Source organism: Frigoribacterium sp. ACAM 257, assembly GCF_007954365.1.
GTDB lineage: Bacteria > Actinomycetota > Actinomycetes > Actinomycetales > Microbacteriaceae > Frigoribacterium.
Genome location: NZ_VOLO01000001.1, coordinates 605,434 through 629,896, shown reverse-complemented (window position 1 = coordinate 629,896; position 24,463 = coordinate 605,434). Strand labels below are relative to the sequence as shown.

Below are 24,463 nucleotides of genomic sequence, written 5' to 3'. Positions count from 1 at the left end.
GGCTGACGGGAGCCTCGTCACCAGCTGACGGGGAGCGCCTTGCCCTCCTCGTAGCCCGCGGCCGACTGGATGCCCACGAGGGCCCGCTCAGCGAACTCGGGCAGGGTGCGCGCACCCGCGTAGGTGAACGAGCTACGGACGCCGGAGGTGATCATGTCGAGCAGGTCCTCCACGCCCGGCCGCAGCGGGTCGAGGTAGATGCGCGACGACGAGATGCCCTCGGCGAAGAGGGTCTTGCGGGCGAGCTCGAAGGGGTCGAGGCGGCCGAAGCGGCCCTGCACGGCCTTCGTCGACGCCATGCCCCAGCTCTCCTTGTAGAGGCCTCGCTCGTCGGTGGCCAGCTCGCCGGGCGCCTCGACGGTGCCCGCGAACCACGAGCCGATCATCACCGACGACGCGCCCGCGGCGAGGGCGAGAGCGACGTCGCGCGGGTAGCGCACGCCGCCGTCGGCCCAGACGTGCGCCCCGAGCGAGCGGGCGGTCGCCGCGGTCTCGAGCACGGCGGAGAACTGGGGGCGGCCCACGGCGGTCATCATCCGGGTGGTGCACATCGCCCCGGGGCCGACGCCGACCTTGATCACGTCCGCGCCCGCGCCCACGAGGTGGCGCACCGCCTCCTCGGTGACGACGTTGCCGGCGACGATCGGCAGGCCCAGCTTCGCCGCCGCCACCTTCTTGACGGCAGCGATCATGCCGTCCTGGTCGCCGTGGGCGGTGTCGAGCACCAGCACGTCGACGCCCGCCGCGGCGAGCGCCCTGGCCTTCTGCTCGACGTCGCCGTTGATGCCGACGGCGGCGGCGACCCGGAGGCGGCCGTCGCGGTCGAGCGCGGGCTGGTAGATCGTCGAGCGGAGCGCGCTCTTGCGGCTGACCGTGCCGACCACCTGGCCGTGCCGCAGCACCGGCGCGAAGTCGATCTCGGCGGCGACCATGCGGTCGAAGGCGGCCCGCGGCGAGTCGACGTCGTCGGCGTCGAGCGAGGTCAGCGCGCCGTGCAGCAGATCGCCGAGCACGGCGTCGCGCGGGGCGGTGGCGAGGCGGGAGGCGGCGATGCAGCCGAGGAACGCTCCGTGGGAGTCGTGCAGCACGATGCCGTGCCCCTCGACCGCCAGCACGCGGGTGAGGGCGGCGCCGACGGTCTCGCCCGGATCGAGCGACCAGGGCGTGTCCCACTCGACCGGCTGCGACTTGACCCAGCGGATCGCCGCGTCGAGGTCCTGCAGCGGCATGTCCTGCGGCAGCACCCCGAGGCCGCCGCGACGCGCGAGGGTCGCCGCGAGGCGAGGGCCGGTCACCGAGTTCATGTTGGCCGAGACGATCGGCACCGTGGCGCCCGTGCCGTCGCCCGGCGCGAGCGACACGTCGAGCCTGCTCGTCACCGACGAGCGGCTCGGCACCAGGAACACGTCGGAGTACGTCAGGTCGTGGGTCGGCGTCGTCTCGTAGAACCTCATGCCCCAACGGTAATCCCTGCGGGTCGTCGGGACGCGGCCAGGCGGACCTTGTTAAGCTGGTCCACGGCGGGCACCGCTGCCCGCCGCGACATCGAACGATCAACGGAGAGTGGGCGATCGGCTGTGACGAGCCACGTGACGGGAACGACCGACGAGGGTGCCTTCGGCGCCAACGAGTGGCTGGTCGACGAGCTCTACGAGAAGTGGGTGGTCGACAAGTCCGCGGTCGACGAGTCGTGGTGGCCCGTCCTCGAGGCGTACAGGCCCTCCGGCAGCAGCGGCGAAGGCGGCGAGACCGAGGCCCGGGCTCCTGCGCCCGGCGAGACGGACGGCGGCCAGGCCCAGGTCCCTGACGAGGTCACCGGCGCCCCCGGCGAGAACGAGCCCCCCGCGCCCGCACCTGCACCGGCTGCCCCGGCCGGCAAGAAGGCCGCCAAGACGACCTCGGTCGAGCCGTCCGAGAAGCCGATCCCGGCCGACTCCCCCGCCAAGGCGCCCGAGAAGCCCCGCAGCAGCACCGAGCCCGCCCCTGAGCCCGAGGCCACGGTCGCACCTCTGCGCGGCATGGCGAAGTCCCTCGCCACGAACATGGACGCGAGCCTCAGCGTCCCGACGGCCACCAGCGTCCGCACCGTCGCGGCCAAGCTGATGATCGACAACCGCATCGTCATCAACAACCACCTGAAGCGCGCCCGGGGCGGCAAGGTCTCGTTCACGCACCTCATCGGCTGGGCGCTCGTCCAGGCCCTCAAGGAGTTCCCGAGCCAGAACGTCTTCTACGACGAGGTGGACGGCAAGCCCTCCGTGGTGACGCCCGCGCACATCAACCTCGGGCTCGCGATCGACATCCCGAAGCCCGACGGCACCCGCGCCCTGCTCGTCCCCGGCATCAAGAAGGCCGACGAGATGACCTTCGCCGACTTCCTGTCGGCCTACGAGGACGTCGTCCGCCGCGCCCGCGACAACAAGCTGACCGCGGCCGACTTCCAGGGCAACACGATCTCCCTGACGAACCCGGGCGGCATCGGCACGGTGCACAGCGTGCCCCGCCTGATGAAGGGCGCCGGCTCGATCATCGGAGCCGGCGCGCTCGACTACCCCGCAGAGTTCCAGGGCACCTCGTCGAAGACGCTCGTCGAGCTCGGCATCGGCAAGACGGTCACCCTCACGAGCACCTACGACCACCGCGTCATCCAGGGCGCCGGCTCCGGCGAGTTCCTCAAGAAGGTCAACGAGCTGCTGATCGGGCAGCGCGGCTTCTACGAGCAGATCTTCGCCGCTCTGCGCATCCCCTACGAGCCCATCCGCTGGAACCCCGACATCAACGTCAACCTCGCCGAGCGCGTGGGCAAGACGGCTCGGGTGCAAGAACTGATCAACAGCTACCGGGTCCGCGGCCACCTGATGGCCGACATCGATCCGCTGCAGTACCGCCAGCGCAGCCACCCCGACCTCGCGATCGAGAGCCACGGCCTCACCTTCTGGGATCTCGACCGCGAGTTCGTCACGGGCGGCCTCGGCGGCCACACCTCCGCCCTGCTGCGCGACATCCTCGGCATCCTGCGCGACTCGTACTGCCGCACGATCGGCGTCGAGTACATGCACATCCAGGATCCCGCACAGCGGGCCTGGGTGCAGCAGCACGTCGAGGTGCCCTACGTGAAGCCGTCGCACGACGAGCAGATGCGCATCCTCGCGAAGCTCAACGAGGCCGAGGCGTTCGAGACGTTCCTGCAGACGAAGTACGTCGGCCAGAAGCGGTTCAGCCTCGAGGGCGGCGAGTCCGCCATCGCCCTGCTCGACACGGTCATCCAGCAGGCGGCCCGAGAGGAACTCGAGGAGGTGGCGATCGGGATGGCACACCGTGGCCGTCTCAACGTCCTCACCAACATCGCAGGCAAGACGTACGGCCAGATCTTCCGCGAGTTCGAGGGCACCCAAGACCCCCGTACCGTCCAGGGCTCGGGTGACGTCAAGTACCACCTCGGCACCGAGGGCGAGTTCACGAGCGCCACCGGCGAGACGATCCCCGTCTACATCGCGGCGAACCCGTCGCACCTCGAGGCCGGCGATGGCGTGCTCGAGGGCATCGTCCGGGCCAAGCAAGACAGAGGCCCGAAGGGCGTCTTCGGCACCCTCCCCATCCTCATCCACGGCGACGCGGCGATGGCCGGCCAGGGCGTCGTGGTCGAGACCCTGCAGATGTCGATGCTGCGGGGCTACCGCGTCGGCGGCACCATCCACGTCGTCATCAACAACCAGGTCGGCTTCACGACTCCCCCGTCCGAGTCGCGTTCGTCGATCTACTCGACCGACGTCGCGAAGACGATCCAGGCTCCGGTGTTCCACGTCAACGGCGACGACCCCGAGGCCGTCGCCCGGGTCGCCGAGCTCGCGTTCTCGTACCGTCAGCAGTTCAAGCGCGACGTCGTCGTCGACCTGATCTGCTACCGCCGTCGTGGACACAACGAGGGCGACGACCCGTCGATGACCCAGCCGCTGATGTACAACCTGATCGAGGCCAAGCGCAGCGTCCGCACCCTCTACACCGAGGCGCTCGTCGGCCGCGGCGACATCACGCAGGAGGAGTACGACGGTGCCCACCGCGACTTCCAGGACCGCCTAGAGCGGGCCTTCCAGGAGACGCACGCGGCGCAGACCGGCTCGATGCCCGTGATCACGGACGACGGCGGAGACGTCGACGACCTCGAGCGACCGAAGTCGCAGCGGGACGACGCCACGGGCGAGCCCGAGAGCACGGGCGTCGAGCTCGAGCTGATCCACGCGATCGGCGACGCGCACGACAACCCGCCCGAGGGCTTCTCGGTGCACCCGAAGCTCTCGCAGCTGCTCAAGAAGCGCGTCGAGATGAGCCGCAACGGCGGCATCGACTGGGCCTTCGCCGAGCTGCTCGCGATGGGCTCGGTCCTCACCGAGGGCACCCCGGTGCGTCTCGCCGGCCAGGACAGCCGACGCGGCACGTTCGTGCAGCGCCACTCGGTGCTGCACGACCGGGAGAACGGCCAGGAGTGGCTGCCCCTGCAGAACATCACCGACGACCAGGCGAACCTCTGGATCTACGACTCGCTGCTCAGCGAGTACGCGGCGATGGGCTTCGAGTACGGCTACTCGGTCGAGCGGGCCGACGCGCTCGTGATGTGGGAGGCGCAGTTCGGCGACTTCAGCAACGGCGCGCAGACGATCATCGACGAGTTCATCTCGAGCGCCGAGCAGAAGTGGGGCCAGCGCTCGAGCGTCGTGCTGCTGCTGCCGCACGGCTACGAAGGCCAGGGCCCCGACCACTCGTCGGCCCGGATGGAGCGGTTCCTCCAGATGTGCGCGGAGGACAACATGACCATCGCGCGCCCCTCGACCCCCGCCTCCTACTTCCACCTGCTGCGCCGCCAGGCGTACGCGAGGCCCCGTCGTCCTCTCGTGGTCTTCACGCCGAAGGCAATGCTGCGCCTCCGCGGCGCGACGAGCGGCGTCGACGCCTTCACGAGCGGTCGGTTCGAGCCCGTGCTCGACTGCACGCGCGTCCAGGACACGTCGGCGACGAAGCGCGTCGTGCTGCACTCGGGCAAGATCCACTACGACCTGACGGCTGAGCTCGACAAGCGCGGCGTGCAGGACGACATCGCGCTGGTCCGCCTCGAGCAGCTCTACCCGCTGCCGCTCGAGCGCATCCGCGAGGTGCTGTCGCGCTACCCCGCAGCCGAGCTCGTCTGGGCCCAGGAGGAGCCGGAGAACCAGGGCGCCTGGCCGTTCGTCGTCCTCGAGCTGCAGAAGCACCTCGACCGGCGGATCACGGTCGCCTCGCGCCCCGCGTCGGCCTCGCCGGCGGCGGGCTCGACCAAGGCGAGCGCGGCCCAGCAGGCCGAGCTGATCGCGGCGGCGCTCACGCTGTAGCGGCCGGCCGGAGAAACGACGCGAGAGCGACGAACCGATGCGGAACATCGCGTCGGTTCGTCGCTCTCGCGTCGTTCAGCGCCTAACGAGCGTCGGCCACGAGCCGCGGCGGCCGCCCGCGAGGCTCAGACCAGCTTGGAGTAGCGGACGCCGGCCTCGTGGTAGCCGCGCTTGCGGTAGAAGCGGTGGGCGGAGTCGGTGGCGGCGGCCGAGACGGCCTCGAGGGTGCGCGCGCCGTGGCCGCGCGACCACTCCTCGAAGTGCTGCAGGAGGTGCGAGCCGGTGCCGTCTCGCCGGGCCGTCTCCCCCACCACCAGCAGCAGCAGCTGCGCCGTCGGCGCGTCGGCGTTGTAGGCCCAGCGCACGTGGGCGCCCGCCACCGCGACCACGTGGCCGTCGTCACCGCGCACGACCCAGGTCTCGTGCCCCGCGGCGGCGGTGAGGTGCGCGAGCCGACCCGAGAGCACCTCGGCGTCGAGCGAGTGGCCGAGCAGCCCGATGAGGGCGACCAGGTCGTCGAGGTCGTCGGACGTCGGGCTGGCGAGGATCTCCACCGTGGCGGTCATGCGACGACGCTAGCGCAGGTCGACGACGCGTGACGTCGGAGGATAGGGTCGGTTGCCATGGGTCTCTTCACACGGAACTCGACGCCCGAGCAGCACGTCGCCGACGAGGCGGCCCGCTTCGTCAAGTCGGTCGCGAAGGGCGGGCACCGCGACGACGCGGCCTCGCTCGACTTCAGCCCTGCCTCGGTCGGCACCCTCGACGCCGTCATCGCCCGTCACCGCGGGGACGTCGACGCCGACGGCGTCCCCGACGCGGTCTCGCTGGGCGCGGCCTGCTACTTCTTCGAGACGGTGCGCCGCGAGTACGGCGGCCGGCTCTGCTCCGGCTCGGGCGACGACCCGCTCGTGCTCGTCGTCGGCGAGCCCGACTTCTGCCTCTGCGTGCCCGCCGTCTCGAAGGTCGTGCAGCGCACCGGAGACGCGGGCGACCCGTCGCTGCAGCTGCTGTGGGACGACGTCGTGGTGCACGCCGCCCGTCGCGAGGACGCGACGCTCAGCTGACGCCTCGGGGTCCGGGTCGCTAGTGCGAGGCCTGCAGGTCGCGCAGGCGTGCGAGGACGGTCGAGCGCAGGTCCTCAGGGGCGGTCTCCTTGCAGGCGCGCTGCACCGCCTCCGTCAGCACGATGCCGACCTTGTGCTCGCCCGAGCAGTCGGCGCAGGTGGCCATGTGCTCCCGGATGTCGGCGGCGTCCTCACGGCAGAGCTCGTCGTGCAGGAACTCCTCGAGCTCGGCCTTCGCCTTGTCGCAACCGCAGTCGGTCATTTGGTGCTGCCCTTCGATGTCGTGCCGGCCGGGACCGCGATCCCCCGGTCGCGGGCGTAGTCGGCGAGTAGTCCCCGCAGCAGGCGACGGCCGCGGTGCAGACGGCTCATCACCGTGCCCACGGGCGTCTTCATGATGTCGGCGATCTCCTGGTACGAGAAGCCCTCGACGTCCGCGAAGTAGACCGCCATGCGGAAGTCCTCCGGGACCTTCTGGAGCGCGTCCTTGACGGCGGTGTCCGGCAGGTGGTCGATGGCCTCGGCCTCGGCCGAGCGGGTGGAGCCGGAGGTGCGGGTCGCCGACTCGGCGCCGCCCATCTGCCAGTCCTCGAGCTCGTCGATGGTGCCCTGGTACGGGTCGCGCTGCTTCTTGCGGTACGTGTTGATGAAGGTGTTGGTCTGGATCCGGTACAGCCAGGCCTTGAGGTTCGTGCCCTGCTGGAACTGCCGGAACGCCGCGAACGCCTTGACGAACGTCTCCTGGACGAGGTCGGAGGCGTCGGCCGGGTTGCGCGTCATGCGCATGGCCGCCGCGTAGAGCTGGTCCATGAACGGCAGGGCCTGCTCCTCGAAGAGACCCCGCAGGTCGGGCTCGCCCTCGTCCGACGCCACGACGGGGTCGGGTGCGGTCGCGCTGGTCGCGGGTGTGGGCTCGTCGCCCTCGGGGGTGATCATCACGGCCGATTCTAGTTCGGCCACGGTGATCCGCCTCGGTGCAAGTGCTGTGGGCACGTGTCCTCCAGGTCGTCGCTGCATTACCCTGGTGAACCGATGCAGGTGTACAGGTATTCCGGGCCCGAGTTCTCTCCCTACGACGACGGCGGCGTTCCCCCCGAGGTCGACGACGGGCGCTGGGTCGCGCCACGGGCCGCGGGCCCGCTCCGCGCCTCCTCGTCGCTGCCCGGGTCGAAGTCGCTGACGAACCGGGAGCTGGTGCTCTCGGCCCTGGCCGACTCCCCCTCGACGCTGCGGGCGCCCCTGCACTCGCGCGACACCTCCTTGATGATCGCGGCGCTGCGCGCCCTGGGCACGACGATCGACGAGCTCGAGTCGGGCGAGCCGTTCGGCCCCGACCTGGTCGTCACGCCCGGCGAGCTCGCGGGCGGCGCGACCGTCGACTGCGGCCTCGCGGGCACGGTCATGCGGTTCCTGCCCCCAGTGGCTGCGCTCGCCCTCGGCCCCGTCACCTTCGACGGCGACGAGGCCGCTCGACGTCGCCCGATGCGCGCCACCCTCGACTCGCTTCGGGCCCTCGGCGTCGACGTCTCGGACGACGGACGGGGCTCGCTCCCGTTCAGCCTCTACGGCACGGGCGAGGTCGAGGGAGGCGACGTCGAGATCGACGCGTCCGCCTCCAGCCAGTTCGTGTCCGGCCTGCTGCTGTCCGCGCCGCGGTTCTCGCGCGGACTGACGCTCCGCCACACCGCCGACGTGCTGCCGAGCACGCCGCACATCGAGATGACGATCGACGCGCTCGCGCAGCGCGGCGTGACCGTCGCGACGCCCGAGCCCGGCGTCTGGGAGGTCCCGCCCACGGCGATCGCCGGACGCGACCTCACGATCGAGCCCGACCTGTCGAACGCCGCGCCCTTCCTCGTCGCGGCCCTCGTGGCGGGCGGCACCGTCTCGATCGCGCACTGGCCGGCCGAGACGACTCAGGTCGGAGCCGACCTGATCGAGCTGCTGCCGCTCTGGGGAGCGACCGTCACGCTGGTCGACGGCGTGCTGACGGTCGACGGCGGCGACGGCCTCGTCGGCGGCGGGTCGCTGCCCGGCGTCGACGTCGACCTCTCCCGCGGGGGCGAGCTCGCCCCGGCTCTCGTCGCGCTGGCGGCCCTCGCGTCGGGCCCGAGCACCATCACCGGCATCGGTCACCTGCGCGGGCACGAGACCGACCGCCTCGCGGCCCTCGCCAGCGAGATCTCGGCCCTCGGCGGCCTCGTCACCGAGCTCGACGACGGCCTGCACGTCGAGCCGTCGCCCCTGCACGCCGGCCAGTGGCGCACCTACGGCGACCACCGGATGGCCCACGCCGCGGCGATCATCGGCCTCGCGGTCGACGGCGTCGAGCTCGACGACGTCCGCGTCGTCTCGAAGACGCTGCCCCAGTTCGTCGAGCTGTGGGACGACCTGCTCGGCCGCCGCGTCGTCGAGCGCCCCGCCGACATCGACCTGCTCGGGTTCCTGTAGGCCCCCGGTGAGCTGGTGGAGCGACGGCGACGACGCCGCAGAGGACGAGGCCTGGGGCCAGTACGACGAGAGCTCGGTGCGACAGCGCCCGAACCCGAAGGCCAACCGGCCGCGCACCAAGCAGCGGCCCGCGTACGCGGACGCCGAGCAGGGGGTGGTCTGGACCGTCGACCGCGGCCGCTACGGCGTGCTGATGGACGCCGGCACCCCCGACGAGCGCGAGATCACGACCGCCAGGGCCCGCGAGCTCGGCAAGAAGAGCGTCGTCACCGGTGACCGGGTCGGGGTCGTCGGCGACACGAGCGGCGCCGAGGGCTCGCTGGCGCGCATCGTCAAGGTGCAGGAGCGGACGACGCTGCTGCGACGCAGCGCCGACGACAGCGACGCCGTCGAGCGCGTCATCGTCGCCAACGCCGACCAGATGCTCATCGTGGTGGCCGCGGCCGACCCGGAGCCGCGCCCCCGCCTCGTCGACCGCTACATGGTCGCCGCCTTCGACGCGGGCGTCGAGCCGATCCTCTGCATCACCAAGACCGACCTGGCCGACCCCGCGCCGTTCGCGGCGCACTTCTCGTGCCTCGACCTGCGGATCGTGACCACCACCTCCACGTCGTTCGATCCCCTGCCCGACGGCTCGCCGTCGCCGGTGCTCGACGAGCTGCGCGAGCTGCTCGACGGACACGTGACCGTGACCGTGGGCCACTCGGGCGTCGGCAAGTCGACGCTCGTCAACGCCCTGACGGGGTCGCAGCGCGAGGTCGGCGTCGTCAACGCGGTGACGGGACGCGGGCGCCACACGTCGTCGTCGACCGTCTCGTTCAAGGTGCCGAGCGGCGGCTGGATCGTCGACACCCCCGGCGTCCGCTCGTTCGGGCTCGGGCACGTCGACCCCGAGAACATCCTGCGGTCGTTCGCGCGGCACGCCCACCCCTCCGAGAAGCCCTCGCGCGACGGGATCCCGCTGGCCGAGGCGCACGACTGGGAGATCGTCGACCGTGTCGAGGCGGGTGAGCTCGGCGACGTCGGGCGGGAGCGGCTCGCCTCGCTGCAGACGCTGCTCGCCTCGAAGGGCGGGGTCAGCGGCCGCGAGCAGGCCGCCCGCGACGAGGACGCCCGCTCGGACGAGCAGCCGCCGGCGCCGACGCGCTAGCCGGCCCGGCCGCCCGCCGCCGGCGTCACCGATGGGTGGCGTCCGCAGATGCCGACCTGGGACCCTGCAACAACGGGATTTCCCTGTTCTACAGCGACCCGTGTCGCCGTCCGGTCGGCATGTGCGAGGCGCGGTGCCGGCCGGGCACGCTCGGTACGCTCGGTACGCTCGGTACGCTGGCAGCGTGACCGACCCGACCCCCGCCTCCTCGTCCGATGCCACGGCCGACGCCGACGGCGGCGCCCGCTGGGCGGCCGATCTGCGGCTCGCACTGGCTCTGGCCGACGCCGCCGACGCGATCAGCACCGAGCGCTACCGCTCCGCCGACCTGCACGTGTCGCTCAAGCCCGACCGCACGCACGTCACCGACGCCGACCAGGCCGTCGAGCGAGCGATCCGGGCCGGCGTCGAGTCGGAACGCCCCGACGACTCCTTCTACGGCGAGGAGTACGGGGACGACACTGCCGGGGACGATGCCGCCTCCGACGAGGGCACGGGCCGAGTCCCCCGCCGCCAGTGGATCGTCGATCCGATCGACGGCACGGCGAACTTCCTGCGGGGCGTCCCCGTCTGGGCGACGCTCATCTCGCTCGTCGTCGACGGCGTGCCCGTGCTCGGCGTCGTCAGCGCCCCGGCCCTCGGCCGTCGCTGGTGGGCGAGCGCGGGCGGCGGAGCGTTCGCGTCCGAGCACGGCACCGCTCCCCTGAGCGTCTCGGGCGTGCGCGACCTGGCCGACGCGTCGCTGAGCTACAACGGCCTCGAGTACTGGCGCGAGGCAGGCCGCCTCGAGCAGCTGCTCACGCTGACCGACCAGGTCTGGCGGACCCGCGCCTACGGCGAGTTCTGGTCGTACGTCCTCGTCGCCGAGGGCGCCCTCGACGTCGCGGGCGAGCTCGGCCTCGAACCGTACGACATGGCGGCGCTCATCCCGATCGTCGAGGAGGCGGGCGGCCGGTTCACGAGCGCCGACGGCGAGCCGGGCCCCTGGCACGGCAGCGCCCTCGCGACGAACGGCCTGCTGCACGACGACGTCCTCGGGGTCGTCGCCCGGTCGCTCGACACGGCACCCGAGGTCATCCCCTCGGCGTAGGCGTGGGCGCCGAGGACGGTCCCTTCGGTTGACGCTGACGAGACACCCTCTCGGCTTGACTGGCCGCAGGCAGTCGCCGCACCCCGGAGGGGTCCCGTCACACGACGGGTGAGCGTGCCAGGAGCCCCGCGGTCCGTCGTCACGTCGACGGGCCGCGGCGGCCCCGCCAACCAGCCCGTCTCGCAGAGGAGCCCACCATGTCCGTCGTCACCGCCGCCTCCGTCGTCGCCGCCAACGCGAGCACGATCGCCCGCGTCGATCCGGCCGCCGTCGACCTGCCGCGCACGCGCGCCGTCGACATCACCGCCTGGCTCGACGCCGCGGGCGCCGCGGCGCAGTCGCCCGCCGCCTGACCAGAGGTGCCCGCAGGGCCACGGGAAAACGACGAAGCGACGCAGGACATCACGTCGTTTCGTCGTTTTCGCGTCGCGTCGCGTCTCCCCTAGGAGGCGTCGGTCGTCTCGCCCACGCGCCCCTGCTTCCGCGCCCGCAGGTCCAGCAGCGCCAGCACGAGCGCTCCCGCCACCAGGGCGATGGTCACGAGGAAACCGCTGCGGTACGCCTCATGGTAGATGTCGAGGGTCGAGCCCTCGCTGCGTCCGGCGATGACCGAGTAGAAGGTCGAGACCGCCGCGGCCGTGCCGATGGCCGTGCCGGCACGCTGGCCGACCTGGCCCATCGAGCCGGCCACTCCGCCCATCTCGACCGGCACCTCCGCCAGGGTCAGGGTCTGGTTCGGCGAGATGACGAAGCCACCGCCGGTGCCGGCGACGAGCATCCCGGCCGCCATCGCCCACGGCGTGTACTCGGGCGGGGTGAGGGTCGCGGCGAGCAGCAGCACGACGAAGCCGACGCCGACCAGGACGAGGCCGAGCACGACGAGGCTGCGGCCGTACTTCTCGACGATCCGGCCGCCGTAGAAGGCCGCGACCGCGCTGGTCAGCGCGAACGGGATCGTCACCATGCCCGCGTAGACCGGCTCAAGTCCGAGTCCCTGCTGCAGGAACAGAGTCGTGAGCAGGAACGTCGCCGGCAGCGCGCAGAAGTACACGGTGGCGATCAGCGTGCCGTTGCGGTACGACGCCAACGAGAACAGCGAGAAGTGGACGACCGGCGACTTGCCGCGGGCCTTGTACCGCTGTTCCCACCAGACGAAGAGGGCGCCGAAGCCGACGAAGCCCACCAGGAACAGCCAGCGCAGCGGGTCGTCGCCCTGGCCCGTGGTCAACACGAACGGCAGCATCAGGGTGAGGATCGTGAGCCCCAACAGCACGATGCCCACGAGGTCGAGCTCGTTGTGCCCGCTCGGAGCGGTGGAAGTGCGGGGCAGCAGCCTGAGCGCGAACACGATGGCCACGATGCCGAGCGGCACGTTCATCCAGAAGAGGAGGCGCCAGCCGTCCTGGGCCCCGCCCACCGCGATCAGCAGGCCCCCGATCGTCGGGCCGAAGGCGGTGGCGACGCCGATGACGGCCCCGAACAGCCCGAAGGCACGACCGCGCTCGCGTCCCTGGAACAGCTGCTGGATCAGGCCGAGCACCTGGGGCATCTGGATGCCTGCGGCGACCCCCTGCAGGATGCGAGCGGCGACGAGCAGCTCGACCGTGGGGGCGAGCGCACACAGCACGCTGGCGACGGTGAACGAGCTGAGCCCGATGACGAACATCAGGCGACGTGACTTGAGGTCGCCGAGCCGCCCCGACGGCACGAGCGAGAGGCCGAACGCGAGCGCGTACCCCGCGACGATCAGCTGCAGGGCCGTCGGGCCGGCGCCGAGCGACGCCTCGATGCTCGGCAGCCCCACGTTTACCTTCGACAGGTCGAGGATCGTCAGGGCGGCGACCCCCACGCAGACCCAGAACGCCTGCCACTTCTGGCGTTCGTCGTACCCCGACGAGGAGGAGGTGGGCACGGAGGAGGTGTCGGGCGCGTTCGTCATGGAGGTTCCGTCCTACACCTGCAGTCGCTGCACGGCTCCCATGGAGGGCACGGACGGCACGGACCGCGCGGACTGCACGGCGACCACGCGGGTGCCCGTCGGCGGGGGGCCGGTCGCGATGACGACCCGGCCACGGGCGGGCTAGTCGGCGGCGACCACGGCCGCGAGGCCGTCGTCCGCGAGCGCGGCCTTGACGGTCTCGAGCCCCGCCTGGTCGACGTTGACGACCGACTGGTCCCCCACCATGCCCGTCCCGGCCGTGGGGATCGTGAAGAAGTGCATCGTCGACGAGTCGAGGTTGCGCAGGCTGAAGGCGAGGCTGCCGATCGTGCCGACGTCGAAGCCGGCGTCGACCGAGAGGTACGGCGACATCGCGGTGACGAAGTCCGACACCTTGCCCGGGTCGGTGAGGGTCGAGCGACCGAGGACGGTGTTCGCCAGCCCCTTGACGAAGGCCTGCTGGTTCTCGACCCTCGTGAAGTCGCCGTCGGGGAACGCGTACCGCTCGCGCACGAAGGCCAGGGCGGCGTCGCCCTCCAGGCGGTTGACGCCCTCGACGTACGAGTGTCCGCGAGCGGTGAACGCCTGGGGCGACGACACGTCGACACCGCCGAGCGCCGTGGTCATGCCCTTGAAGCCCTCGAAGTCGATGATGGCCACGTGGTCGATGCGCACGCCGAGCAGCTGCTCGACCGTCTGGACGGTGAGGGCCGACCCGCCGTAGGCGAACGCGGCGTTGATCTTCGCCTCGCCGTGGCCCGGGATCGGCACGTAGAGGTCGCGCATGATGGACATGACCCAGACCGCCTTCCGGTCCGCGTCGACGTGGACGAGCATCATCGAGTCGGTGCGCTGGTCGGATGCCGCGGAGTCGTCGACGGTGGTCGGGTCGGCACGGGAGTCGGAGCCCATCAGGAGGATGTTCATCGCGCCGGTCTCGTCGGCGACCGGCCGCGTGGACTCGTCGGGGAACGCCTGCTCGATGGTCGTCGCGTTGTCGTCGAAGGTGGCCGCGAGACGAGACGCCCACACGCCGACGCCCACGATCGCGACGAGCAGGATCCCGACGACGATCGAGGCCAGGACGATCAGCACCTTCGTGCCCCGGGAGAGACGACGGCCCTTGCGGGGGCCCTCGGCGGACGACTGACCGTCGCCGTCGTCCGTCGTCCGGGTGAAGATGTCGGTCATGGGGCCCATCGCCTTACTGTCCCGGCGCGTCTCTCGCCCAGGGCCCCGTCACTATAACAACGACGAGGGGGCGCGACTCGCCCCGCCTTGCCGCTCCGTGAGTCCTCGTGTCGGCCACCGCGCCTCCTCTGGGATGCCCCGCGAAGTGCACCGGGCCGTGCGCCCCCGGAACGACGAAGCCCCCCTCCCGATGCGGGAAGGGGGCTTCGTCGTCGCGACGATCAGGCAGAGTGTGACGACGGCCAGTGGTGGAGATGGGGGGAATTGAACCCCCGTCCATCGCTGAGATTGCACGCATTCTACGGGCGTAGCCAGATGAGACGTTCTACTCGGCCCCGACCTTTGCTACTGGCTTCTAGGTCGACGGGCCCAGCCCGAGTTCGAGTCCCGCGTGGCCCTCAGGCGTAGTCACGCAGCAAGCCCTCTAGATGACGTCAGGCTCTGGTTAGAAGGCGGTCACCAGACTGACGGACTCCATGTGGCTCTACTGCTTACGCAGCGAGAGCGAAGTCAGTGCGCTTGTTATTGGCACTTATTGTTTTCCAGAGATCGTTTACGAGATAACCCTGGATCCTCGGCCCGCTTCTCGTTCGCACACAGGCGATGTCGAAACCGATCATCCCCATGAGGGGCCGTTGTCACACTCTGTTGATCTATGAAGAACCGTTGTCGCTGTGGACGATTGTAGTTGCCCCGCAGGGAAGAATCTACTCGCCCTGCCGCGGCGGAGCTACTCGCCCAGGTGCTTCCGGGCCGACATCGCCGACTGCGCCTCGCGGGTCGCCGTACGCTCACGCAGGGTCTGACGCTTGTCGTACTCGCGCTTTCCCTTGGCCACCGCGATCTCGACCTTCGCCCGGCCGTCGCTGAAGTAGATCTTGAGGGGGATCACCGTGAATCCGCCCTCCTTCGTCTTCTGGCCGATCTTGACGATCTGCTGCTTGTGCAGCAGCAGCTTGCGCTTGCGCCGGGGTGCGTGGTTGTTCCAGGTGCCCTCGGTGTACTCGGGGATGTGCACCGCGTCGAGCCAGGCCTCGCCGGCGTCGACGAACGCGTAGCCGTCGACGAGGGACGCCCGCCCCTGCCGAAGGGACTTGACCTCGGTGCCGCTCAGCACGATGCCCGCCTCGTAGGTGTCCTCGATCAGGTAGTCGTGGCGCGCCCGACGGTTGGTGGCCACGACCTTCTCGCCGCGTTCTTTCGCCACGCTGGCCTCCGGTCGCTCGTGTGGTGGTCTGCCCGCTGTCAGGCAGCCTGTCAGTCTACTAGACCTTGAGGTACCGGCGGATCGCCACGTTCGCCGACAGCGCCGCCAGGGCGATGCCGATCACGACCACGACCGGAACGACGATCGCGGTCTCGCGCAGCCCGATGAACGGCGTCGACGCGAAGGTCGTGACGAGGTAGCCCTTGACGAAGAAGTTGACGATGGCGATCAGGGCGCCGCCCGCCAGGACCGAGCCCACCAACGCGGCGATCACGCCCTCGAGGATGAACGGCGTCTGGATGAACCTGTTCGACGCGCCCACCAGCCGCATGATGCCGAGCTCACGCCGTCGGCTGAAGGCGCTGAGCCGGATGGTCGTGGCGATCAGCAGCACCGCCGCGATCAGCATGAGCACCGCGATGCCGATGGCCGTGTAGCTCGCCGCGTTCAGCACGGAGAAGATCGGGTCGAGGTAGCCACGCTGGTCGACGACGCTCTGCACGCCGGCGAGGCTCGAGAGGCTCTCGGTGAGGACGTCCGACTGGGTCGGGTCCTTCAGGTTCACCCAGAACGTCTCGTTGAGGTACGAGGGCTGCACGAACTCGGTCGCGGGGCTGTCCGCGAACTGGGTCGTGAAGCGGTCGTACGCCTCGTCCTGCGTCTCGAAGTACGACCGGTCGACGAACGGGGCGAGCACCTGACTGCTCAGCTGGGCCTCGACGCCGTCGATCTGGTCCTGGGTGGCCTTCGCGCCCGTGCAGTTGCCGGTCGTGTCGGTCTCGGTGCAGAGGTAGACGGCCACCTGGGCCTTGTCGTACCAGTACCCCTTCATCTGGTTGATCTGCAGCTGGAGCAGTGCCGCGGTGCCGACGAAGGTCAGCGAGATGAACGTGACGAGCACGACCGCGACGACCATCGAGACGTTGCGCCGGAGGCCGCTGCCGACCTCGCCGAGGACGAGTCCGAGTCTCATTCGTCCGCTCCCCTCAGGCTGAGGTCCTCTACCCCGATGGCCTGGATGGGCACCGCCTGCGTCTGGTAGCCGCCGTGGCGCTCGTCGCGGAGGATGTTGCCCGCGCTCAGCTCGATGACCCGACGCTGCATCTGGTCGACGATGCCCGCGTCGTGCGTGGCCATGATGACCGTGGTGCCGCCGGCGTTGATCCGCTCGAGCAGCGTCATGATGCCGGCACTGGTAGAGGGGTCGAGGTTTCCCGTGGGCTCGTCGGCCAGCAGGATCGACGGCTTGTTGACGATCGCACGGGCGATGGCCACGCGCTGCTGCTCACCACCGGACAGCTCGTGCGGCAGGCGCTGCTGCTTGCCCACCAGGCCGACCATCTTCAGGACGTCGGGGACCGCCTCCTGGATGAAGCCCTTGCTCTTGCCGATGACCTGCAGGCTGAAGGCGACGTTGTCGAACACGCTCTTCTGCGGCAGCAGCCGGAAGTCCTGGAACACGACGCCGAGGTTGCGGCGGAAGTACGGGACCTTTCGGCTCGAGAGCACGCCGAGCTTCTGCCCGAGCACGTGGATCTGGCCCTGGGAGGGCTTCTCCTCCTTGAGCACGAGGCGCAGGAAGCTGGACTTGCCGGAGCCGGAGGCGCCGACGAGGAACACGAACTCGCCCTTGAGGATCTCGAGGGTGACCGAGTTCAGTGCCGGCCTGGGGTTGCCGGAATACACCTTGGTGACTTCATCAAAACGGATCATGACGGGGATCACCCTAAGCGCGGGCCGGGCCGATCCCGGTCGCGACTCGCCCCGCGAACGGGCCTATGGATCCGCTGACAGCGGCCCCGGCCACGCCTCAGTCGTCGTCGCGCTTGCGCCAGCGGATGCCCGCCGAGATGAAGCCGTCGAGGTCGCCGTCGAACACGTTCGAGGGGTTGTTGACCTCGTGCTCGCTGCGCAGATCTTTCACCATCTGGTACGGCGCGAGCACGTAGCTGCGGATCTGGTCGCCCCAGCTGGCCGTGATGTTGCCGGCGAGCTCTTTCTTCTTGGCGTTCTCCGCCTCCTTCTGCAACAGGAGGAGGCGCGACTGCAGCACGCGCATGGCCGCGGCCCGGTTCTGGATCTGGCTCTTCTCGTTCTGCATCGAGACGACCGTGCCGGTCGGGATGTGGGTGAGGCGCACCGCGGAGTCGGTCGTGTTGACGCTCTGGCCGCCGGGGCCGGACGACCGGAAGACGTCGACGCGGATGTCGTTCTCGGGGATCTCGACCGCCTCCGTCTCCTCCATGAGCGGGATGACCTCGACCGCGGCGAAGCTCGTCTGGCGCTTGCCGGCGGCGCCGAAGGGGCTCATCCGCACGAGACGGTGCGTGCCGGCCTCGACGCTCAGGGTGCCGAACGCGTAGGGCGCGTCGATCTCGAAGGTGGCGCTCTTGATGCCCGCCTCTTCCGCGTAGCTCGTGTCCATCACCGTGGCGGCCATGCCGTGCTTCTCGGCGTAGCGCAGGTACATGCGGAGCAGCATCTCGGCGAAGTCGGCCGCGTCGACGCCGCCGGCCCCCGCACGGATCGTGATGACCGCAGGGCGAGGGTCGTACTCGCCGTCGAGGAGCGTCTGCACCTCGAGCGTGTCCATCATCTTCTGCAGGGCCTTGAGCTCGGCCTGCGCCTCGTCCGCGCTCTCTTGGTCGTCGCCGTCGTTGGCCATCTCGACGAGCACGCCGAGGTCGTCGAGGCGCTGCTCGGTGGTCTCGAGCTTCTCGAGCTCGGCCTGGCGGTGGCTGAGGGCGCTCGTGACCTTCTGCGCGTTCTCCGTGTCGTCCCAGAGGTCGGGCGCGGACGCCTGCTCGCTCAGCTGCGCGATCTCGGCCACGAGGCGGTCCTGACCGATCACGGCCCGGATGTCCTCGAACGTGGCCCGGAGGGCGGCAATCTGCTCAGAGAAGTCCAGTGCGATCATGGTGGTCGAGCTTACCGGGCCGGGGCGGACGGGGCCTGCGTGCCGGGGCGCGGCCGGAGGACGCCCGCCTCGCGGAGGGCGACGTCGGCGAGACGGCGGACGACCTCGGGGTCGCCGGCCCGCCACGAGGCCACGGGGTCGGGCGCGACGGCGAGCGCCGCGCGGGCGTCGCGTCCGGTGAGGGCACGCAGGGCGAGCAGGTCCTCTCCCCCGGGCAGGGCGAGCAGCCCCCGCACCGAGGAGGCGCGGCGCACGAACGCGACGCGCCCGCGCAGCCAGGCCCAGAGAACCACGATGCTCGGCAGCCCGCCGACGAGCAGCCCGGCCACGAGCGCGGCGCGCCCCACGTCGTCCTGCTGCTGGCGGCCCGCGTCGACGAGCGCCTGGCCGGCTCCGGACGCACCGTCGAACGGTGCCGACGCGGCGCCGCCCAGCAGCGGGATGCCACCCAGGACGCGCGAGGCGTCGTCCATCGTCCCCTGGAAGCCGGTGCCCGCCTCCTCGATCTGCCGCCCCAGCTCGGCGAGGCCGCCGACGAAGGCGGCGACGGCCAGCCCGAGCGCGACGAAGACCACGACGAGCACGACGGCGACGACGTCGCCGGCGACCTGACGGGCACGGACGGCGTTCGACGCCGAGTACATCTGCATCCCCCCAGTCTGCCGCCCCGCCTCCTCCTCGTCCGCGTGGCTGACGTCGTCTCCCGGACGGACGCTCACTGCGAGGCCCCGTGTCTGCCCAGCTCGCGATCGAGACGCGTCAGGAACTGCTGCCAGCGGGGCGGTCCGAGGTGCTGGTTCGTCACCCTCAGGTAGGCCCAGCCGTCGTCGACGAACCGCTCTCGACGATCGACGTCGGTCTCCCACTGGCGGCGGTCGGTGCGGTGCCCGTCGCCCTCGAAGTCGACGACGACCTTCTCGTCGGGATAGCTGAGATCGGGCCGGCCGAGCCAGGAGCCGTCGCTGCCGAGCCGTCGGACGTTGACCTCGGGCTCCGGGCGGCCTGCCCTCACGATCTGCAGCCGCAGGAGGGTCTCGCGCGGCGAGTCCACCCGCTCCCGGACGAGGGACATCGCCTGGCCGAGCCGCACAGCTCCCGGTCGGCGCCGGGCGCGGGCGAGCGAGACCGTCTCGGCGAGGGCGGACATCGGCAGTCGGCGCGCGGCAGCGTGTGGTGACCATCGACCTGCCAGCGCGTCCCCGACCTGGACGAGTTCGTCGAGCGCGAGCAGGGAGGCCGACTCGACCCACGCCTGGAGGGGCGACGACACCGGGAGACCGGACACGGTCCGGCGTGACGACTGACGGACCAGCCGGTGCCCGACGAGGCCGGGGCGGCGGAGCTGACGCCGTCTCGTGCCCGCCACGTGCAGGTCGGCGGCCTCCCACCGTGCGGAGAGCGGCAGCCCCCAGAGGCTGAGGGCCGTGACGTGACTGAACCACTCGCCCTCGAGGAGCAGGGGCAGGGCATCCGCCGCGCACCAGACCAGGGTGGAGGCGCGGGCCGGCGACCGGACGCCTCGGTGCGGCACGTACCGGTCGCTGGCGCGCAGCCGACCAGGGGCGACGCCGAGCTCGAGGGCGCGTCGCCGCGCGAAGGGCGAGTCGAGGAGCTCGAGGGGAAGGGGTCGCGGACGCATGCCGCCGATCATGCTGGTCGTCGCCCTCTGCCCGCACGGCGACTCGGTCTGCCTGTGGAGAACGACCACCACCTCCTTCTTGTGGACACGCCGCGCCTCGCGCTCAGCGTGAGCAGTGGTCATGTGTCGCATCAGGCCCCTTCGGGACCACCGCGACCGCTCGTCACGACACATGACCGCACCTCACGGAGACCCTGACTAGGCGAGGAGCAGTCAGGTGCCACGTCGTGCGGTCTGCGGGTGCTCGAGGGTACGCGTCGCGACACATGAGCCGATCTCGCCCGCGAGCGCGAGCGCGCGGGCGGAGGCGGGGGCGAAAGGGACGCACGGGCGCGGAGTCGCGGGGCGCAGGCGGCTAGCGAGCGAAGGAGGCGGGGGCGTGCGCGGCGTAGCCGGCGCGGGTCGCGCGGGCGACCGCGCCCGGCAGCGCGGCCAGGAGCGCGTCGACGTCGGCCTCGGTGCTCGTGTGGCCGACCGTCATGCGGAGCGCGCCCCGCGCCTCCTCGTCGGTGAGGCCCATCGCGAGCAGGACGTGCGACGCCTCCGGGATGCCCGCCTGGCAGGCGGACCCGGTCGAGACGGCGACGCCGGCAGCGTCGAGGAGGAACAGCAGCGAGTCGCCCTCGCAGCCGGGGAACGTGAAGTGGGCGTTGCCGGGGAGGCGGTCGACCGGGTCGCCCCGGAGCACCGCGGTCGGGACCGAGGCGAGCACGCCCCCGATCAGCCGGTCGCGCAGCGGCTCATACGCGTGGTGCGGCTGCTCAGCAGCGACGGCGAAGGCCACCGCGGCCGGGCCGTCCTGCGTGCCCGAGCGCACCTGGCGCTGCTGGCCGCCGCCGTGGATCAGGGGCTCGACGGTCGCCGTGCGGGCGAGCACGAGGGCGCCGATGCCGATCGGACCGCCGATCTTGTGGGCGCTGACGCTGAGCGCGGCGAGGCCCGACACGCGGAAGTCGATCGGCACCTGCCCGTACGCGGCCACCGCGTCGCAGTGCACCGGCACCCCGTGGGCGGCGGCGAGCGCGACGACCTCGTCGACGGGCTGCAGCGTCCCCACCTCGTTGTTGGCCCAGAGCAGGCTGACGAGGGCGACGTCGTCGTGCTCGTCGAGGGCCGCGGCGAGCGCGTCGACCCGCAGCCGGCCGTGCTCGTCGAGGGGCAGCCACGTGACGACGGCGCCGTCGTGCCGTTCGAGCCACTCGACCGCGTCGACGGTGGCGTGGTGCTCGCCGGCGGGCACGAGGAGGCGCGGGCGCGGCCGGTCGGCCTGCCTCGCCCACCAGAGGCCCTTGACCCCGAGGTTCACGGACTCGGTGCCGCCGGAGGTGAAGACGACCTCGATCGGCTCACAGCCGAGGGACGCGGCGACGCGTTCGCGCGCCTCCTCGAGCACGCGCTTCGCGCCCTGGCCTGCGGAGTGGATCGAGGAGGGGTTGCCGACCGCGCCGAGGGCCGCGGCGTACGCGGCGATGGCCGCCGGGTGCATCGGCGTCGTCGCGGCGTGGTCGAGGTAGACGACCATGGGGGCGCCTCCTGCCGGTCGGTCGGTTCGCGGGCCCGTCTCGGCCCTCATCTACTGTAGGTCCCGTGCCCGACATCGACCCCCTCGCCGACCTCGGAGTGCGCCAGGGGCCGGACGGGCCGACGCTCCGCGTCTTCTCGTCGTCGGCCGAGCGCCTCGAGGTCGTGATCGACGACGCCCCCCACGACAGGGTCGTCCCCCTGACCCGCGACGAGCACGACGTGTGGAGCGCGACCGACGGCGCCCTGACGCCCGGCCGCCGCTACTGGCTGCGCGTCGACGGCGCCGAGCGGCCGACCCTGCTCGACCCGTACGCGCGCGGCCTCGGCCGGACGGGCCGTGGCGAGCACCGCGCGACCGTGGTCGACGAGTCGTTCGACTGGGGCGGCGTCGACAAGCCACGCACCCCGCTCGACCGTGTCGTGGTCTACGAGGCGCACGTCAGGGGCCTGACGAGGCTCGCGCCGTTCGTGCCCGACGAGCTGCGCGGCACCTACGCGGGGCTGGCCGCCGACACGACCATCGCCTACCTCAAGGGCCTCGGGGTCACCGCGGTCCAGCTGCTGCCGGTGCACCAGCACGTCGACGAGCAGCGCCTCGTCGCGCAGGGCATCGAGAACTACTGGGGCTACAACACGCTGTCGTTCTTCGCGCCCCACGCGGCGTACGCGAGCCGCGACGCCCAGCTGGCGGGCGCCTCCGCCGTCGTCCGCGAGTTCAAGGGCATGGTGCGCCTGCTGCACGAGGCGGGCATCGAGGTCTGGCTCGACGTGGTCTACAACCACACCGCCGAGGAGGGCGAGGACGGCGGGCCCGTCACGAGCCTGCGCGGCCTCGACGCCGGCGCCTACTACCGGCACGACGCCGAGGGCCGGCCCGTCGACGTGACCGGCTGCGGCAACTCGCTCGACACCAGCCACCCTGCCGCCCACCGGCTCGTGATGGACTCGCTGCGCTACTGGGCGACCGAGATGCAGATCGACGGCTTCCGCTTCGACCTGGCCGCGACCCTCGGCCGCGACGCGGGCCACGTCTTCGACCCCGAGCACCCGCTGCTGCACGACATCGTCTCCGACCCGGCGCTCGCGGGCGTCAAGATGGTCGCCGAGCCGTGGGACGTCGGCGCGGGCGGCTGGCAGACCGGCGGGTTCCCCGACGGCTGGATCGAGTGGAACGACCGCTTCCGCAACCGGGCGCGCGACTTCTGGCTGACCGACGTGGCCACCGCCCGCGCGCAGGGCACTCCGCCGACCGGCGTCGGCAGCTTCGCCTCGAAGCTCAGCGGCTCGAGCAACGTCTTCAGCCACGACCGCGGGCCGCTCGCCGGGCTCAACTTCGTCACGGCCCACGACGGCTTCACCCTGCTCGACCTCGTCTCGCACGACGCCAAGCACAACCTGAGCAACGGCGAGCAGAACCGCGACGGCACCGACGACAACCGCTCGTTCAACCACGGCGTCGAGGGGCAGAGCGACAACCCGTGGATCAGCGACGCGCGACGACGCTCGATGCGGAACCTGCTCGGCACGCTCTTCGTGTCGTCGGGCGTGCCGATGCTCACCGCGGGCGACGAGCGCGGCCGCACGCAGCGCGGCAACAACAACGGCTACTGCACCGACAGCGAGCTGACGTGGGTCGACTGGGCGACGCAGCCGTGGCAGCAGGGCGTCCTCGACGACGTCTCGACGCTCGCCCGGATCCGCCGGGAGAACCCCGCGCTCCGCCCGACGCGCTTCGGCCTCGACGGCGCCTGCACGCTCAGCGCCAACGACATCACCTGGGCCGACGCGTCCGGCGCCGAGATGCGCCCCGACGAGTGGGAGGACCCGGGCGTCCGCACCCTGCAGTACGTGGCGCGCTCGACGCCCGAGCACGAGACGCCGAACACGGTGCTCGTGCTGGTGCACGGGGCGGAGTCGACGGCCGCCGTCACGCTCGCGAGGGCCGAGGGCGTCGCGGGCTGGGAGCCGCTCTGGTCGAGCGACGACTCCGCCGAGCTGCGCCCCCTCGAGCCGGGCGACGACGTGCTCGTGTCTGCCCCCACGGTCGTGATCTTCCGGGCCGTGTCGTGAGCGGCGGTCGCACTCCGTCGGCCGCGGGCGGGGGCAAGGGCGCGGGCACCCCGGCGACCGTCGCGCTGACCGCGGCGGGCATCCCGTTCACGGCGCACGCCTACGAGCACCACGACACCGCGACGAACTTCGGCGAGGAGGCGGCGGCCGAGCTGGGCCTGTCCGAGGACCGCGTCTTCAAGACGCTCGTGGCCTCGGCCGACGACGTGCTCGTCGTCGCCGTCGTGCCCGTCGCGCGGCGGCTCGACCTGAAGGCCCTCGCCGCCGCGGTCGGCGCGAAGAAGGCCCGCCTCACCGACCCCGCCGTGGCCGAGCGACGCACGGGCTACGTCGTCGGCGGCATCAGCCCGGTGGGCCAGCGCACGACGCTGGCAACCGTCGTCGACGCGAGCGCCGCCTCCTTCGCCACCGTCTTCGTCAGCGCAGGGAGGCGCGGGCTCGACCTCGAGATCGCTCCCGACGACCTGGTGCGCGCCACCGGGGCGCGGCTGCTGCCGATCGCCCGTGACTGACCCGACGACCTCGACGACCGTCTGGGCCGTCGTGGCGGTCGTCGCGGCGCTGGTCGCGCTCAACGGCGTGACGGTGCTCGCGTACGCGCTCGACAAGCGGGCTGCGCGGCGTGGGGCCCGTCGGGTGCCCGAGCGCACGCTGCTGACGCTCGGCCTCGCCGGAGGCTGGCCCGGCGCGATCGTGGCGCAGCGACGGCTGCGACACAAGACGCGGAAGCGGTCGTTCCAGTCGTCGTTCCGGCTGACCGTCGCGCTCAACCTCGCGATCGTCGTCGTCGTCGTGCTCGTCGTCCGCCTGCCCGCAGGCTGAACCGACCCCACACGCCGACGCCGACGCCGACGC

The 24,463-nt window shown here is 71.5% G+C and carries 22 protein-coding genes and 1 other RNA gene; 9 read left to right on the top strand and 14 right to left on the bottom strand.

What is annotated here, in order from left to right:
* Positions 1–17 precede the first annotated feature (17 nt).
* Complete coding sequence (locus ES689_RS02910; RefSeq protein WP_146899941.1) at positions 18–1,454, bottom strand: GuaB1 family IMP dehydrogenase-related protein; 1,437 nt, start codon at positions 1,452–1,454, stop codon at positions 18–20.
* Between the two features lie 123 nt (positions 1,455–1,577).
* Between ES689_RS02910 and ES689_RS02905 the strand changes: the two genes are divergently transcribed.
* On the top strand, positions 1,578–5,363 hold the full coding sequence (locus tag ES689_RS02905; protein WP_146899938.1) for a multifunctional oxoglutarate decarboxylase/oxoglutarate dehydrogenase thiamine pyrophosphate-binding subunit/dihydrolipoyllysine-residue succinyltransferase subunit: 3,786 nt from the start codon (positions 1,578–1,580) through the stop codon (positions 5,361–5,363).
* Between the two features lie 125 nt (positions 5,364–5,488).
* On the opposite strand, the gene ES689_RS02900 is transcribed toward ES689_RS02905, so the two are convergent.
* Positions 5,489–5,929: a GNAT family N-acetyltransferase gene (locus ES689_RS02900; RefSeq protein WP_146899935.1), complete on the bottom strand. Its 441-nt coding sequence runs from the start codon at positions 5,927–5,929 to the stop codon at positions 5,489–5,491.
* Between the two features lie 57 nt (positions 5,930–5,986).
* Here ES689_RS02900 and ES689_RS02895 point away from each other — a divergent pair, with 57 nt between their 5' ends.
* A complete protein-coding gene (locus ES689_RS02895) occupies positions 5,987–6,430 on the top strand; it encodes a hypothetical protein (RefSeq protein ID WP_146899931.1) in 444 nt (147 codons plus the stop codon).
* 19 nt (positions 6,431–6,449) lie between these two features.
* Here ES689_RS02895 and ES689_RS02890 read toward each other — a convergent pair whose 3' ends face one another.
* Positions 6,450–6,692, bottom strand: coding sequence for a zf-HC2 domain-containing protein (locus tag ES689_RS02890; RefSeq protein ID WP_146899928.1), 243 nt, complete (start codon positions 6,690–6,692; stop codon positions 6,450–6,452).
* On the bottom strand, positions 6,689–7,366 hold the full coding sequence (locus ES689_RS02885; RefSeq protein ID WP_146901731.1) for a sigma-70 family RNA polymerase sigma factor: 678 nt from the start codon (positions 7,364–7,366) through the stop codon (positions 6,689–6,691). The genes ES689_RS02890 and ES689_RS02885 overlap by 4 nt, the downstream gene beginning before the upstream one ends.
* Positions 7,367–7,462: 96 nt before the next feature.
* Here ES689_RS02885 and aroA point away from each other — a divergent pair, with 96 nt between their 5' ends.
* The 4 genes from aroA to ES689_RS15510 all read left to right on the top strand — a co-directional run bounded on the left by aroA (position 7,463) and on the right by ES689_RS15510 (position 11,474).
* A complete protein-coding gene (gene aroA, locus ES689_RS02880; protein WP_146899925.1) occupies positions 7,463–8,881 on the top strand; it encodes a 3-phosphoshikimate 1-carboxyvinyltransferase in 1,419 nt (472 codons plus the stop codon).
* Positions 8,882–8,888: 7 nt separating this feature from the next.
* Complete coding sequence (gene rsgA, locus ES689_RS02875; RefSeq protein WP_146899922.1) at positions 8,889–10,031, top strand: ribosome small subunit-dependent GTPase A; 1,143 nt, start codon at positions 8,889–8,891, stop codon at positions 10,029–10,031.
* A gap of 259 nt (positions 10,032–10,290) precedes the next feature.
* Positions 10,291–11,121, top strand: coding sequence for an inositol monophosphatase family protein (locus ES689_RS02870; protein WP_223269428.1), 831 nt, complete (start codon positions 10,291–10,293; stop codon positions 11,119–11,121).
* A 197-nt stretch (positions 11,122–11,318) separates the two neighbouring features.
* Positions 11,319–11,474 carry a hypothetical protein gene (locus tag ES689_RS15510; protein ID WP_191330151.1) on the top strand — a complete coding sequence of 52 codons (156 nt, stop codon included), beginning with the start codon at positions 11,319–11,321 and terminating at the stop codon, positions 11,472–11,474.
* 89 nt (positions 11,475–11,563) lie between these two features.
* On the opposite strand, the gene ES689_RS02865 is transcribed toward ES689_RS15510, so the two are convergent.
* From ES689_RS02865 to ES689_RS02820, 10 genes are all read right to left on the bottom strand, one after another.
* Positions 11,564–13,060, bottom strand: a complete 1,497-nt coding sequence (locus tag ES689_RS02865) for an MFS transporter (RefSeq protein ID WP_146899917.1) — start codon at positions 13,058–13,060, stop codon at positions 11,564–11,566.
* Positions 13,061–13,201: 141 nt separating this feature from the next.
* Positions 13,202–14,251, bottom strand: coding sequence for an LCP family protein (locus tag ES689_RS02860; RefSeq protein ID WP_191330149.1), 1,050 nt, complete (start codon positions 14,249–14,251; stop codon positions 13,202–13,204).
* A gap of 246 nt (positions 14,252–14,497) precedes the next feature.
* Positions 14,498–14,875: a transfer-messenger RNA gene (gene ssrA, locus ES689_RS02855) on the bottom strand.
* Positions 14,876–14,981: 106 nt separating this feature from the next.
* A complete protein-coding gene (gene smpB / locus ES689_RS02850) occupies positions 14,982–15,458 on the bottom strand; it encodes an SsrA-binding protein SmpB (RefSeq protein ID WP_123546410.1) in 477 nt (158 codons plus the stop codon).
* Between the two features lie 58 nt (positions 15,459–15,516).
* A complete protein-coding gene (ftsX, locus tag ES689_RS02845; RefSeq protein WP_146899911.1) occupies positions 15,517–16,431 on the bottom strand; it encodes a permease-like cell division protein FtsX in 915 nt (304 codons plus the stop codon).
* On the bottom strand, positions 16,428–17,171 hold the full coding sequence (gene ftsE, locus ES689_RS02840) for a cell division ATP-binding protein FtsE (protein ID WP_146899909.1): 744 nt from the start codon (positions 17,169–17,171) through the stop codon (positions 16,428–16,430). The genes ftsX and ftsE overlap by 4 nt, the downstream gene beginning before the upstream one ends.
* A 97-nt stretch (positions 17,172–17,268) precedes the next feature.
* Positions 17,269–18,375, bottom strand: a complete 1,107-nt coding sequence (gene prfB, locus ES689_RS02835; RefSeq protein WP_146899906.1) for a peptide chain release factor 2 — start codon at positions 18,373–18,375, stop codon at positions 17,269–17,271.
* An 11-nt stretch (positions 18,376–18,386) separates the two neighbouring features.
* Positions 18,387–19,025 (bottom strand): hypothetical protein, encoded by a 639-nt coding sequence (locus ES689_RS02830; protein ID WP_146899903.1) that lies wholly within the window; start codon positions 19,023–19,025, stop codon positions 18,387–18,389.
* Between the two features lie 65 nt (positions 19,026–19,090).
* Positions 19,091–20,137, bottom strand: a complete 1,047-nt coding sequence (locus ES689_RS02825; protein WP_146899900.1) for a hypothetical protein — start codon at positions 20,135–20,137, stop codon at positions 19,091–19,093.
* A gap of 232 nt (positions 20,138–20,369) precedes the next feature.
* Entirely contained in the window at positions 20,370–21,536 is a 1,167-nt protein-coding gene (locus ES689_RS02820; protein ID WP_146899897.1) for a cysteine desulfurase family protein, read from the bottom strand.
* Positions 21,537–21,601: 65 nt separating this feature from the next.
* Between ES689_RS02820 and glgX the strand changes: the two genes are divergently transcribed.
* Genes glgX through ES689_RS02805 form a run of 3 tightly spaced genes read left to right on the top strand, consistent with a single transcriptional unit; the run spans position 21,602 to position 24,430 of the window.
* The gene (gene glgX, locus ES689_RS02815; RefSeq protein ID WP_146899894.1) at positions 21,602–23,608 is read left to right on the top strand and encodes a glycogen debranching protein GlgX; all 2,007 of its coding nucleotides are present in this window, start codon (positions 21,602–21,604) and stop codon (positions 23,606–23,608) included.
* On the top strand, positions 23,605–24,120 hold the full coding sequence (gene ybaK, locus ES689_RS02810; RefSeq protein ID WP_146899891.1) for a Cys-tRNA(Pro) deacylase: 516 nt from the start codon (positions 23,605–23,607) through the stop codon (positions 24,118–24,120). Before glgX ends, ybaK begins: the two co-directional genes overlap by 4 nt.
* Positions 24,113–24,430: a DUF1294 domain-containing protein gene (locus tag ES689_RS02805; RefSeq protein ID WP_146899888.1), complete on the top strand. Its 318-nt coding sequence runs from the start codon at positions 24,113–24,115 to the stop codon at positions 24,428–24,430. Before ybaK ends, ES689_RS02805 begins: the two co-directional genes overlap by 8 nt.
* Positions 24,431–24,463 lie beyond the last annotated feature (33 nt).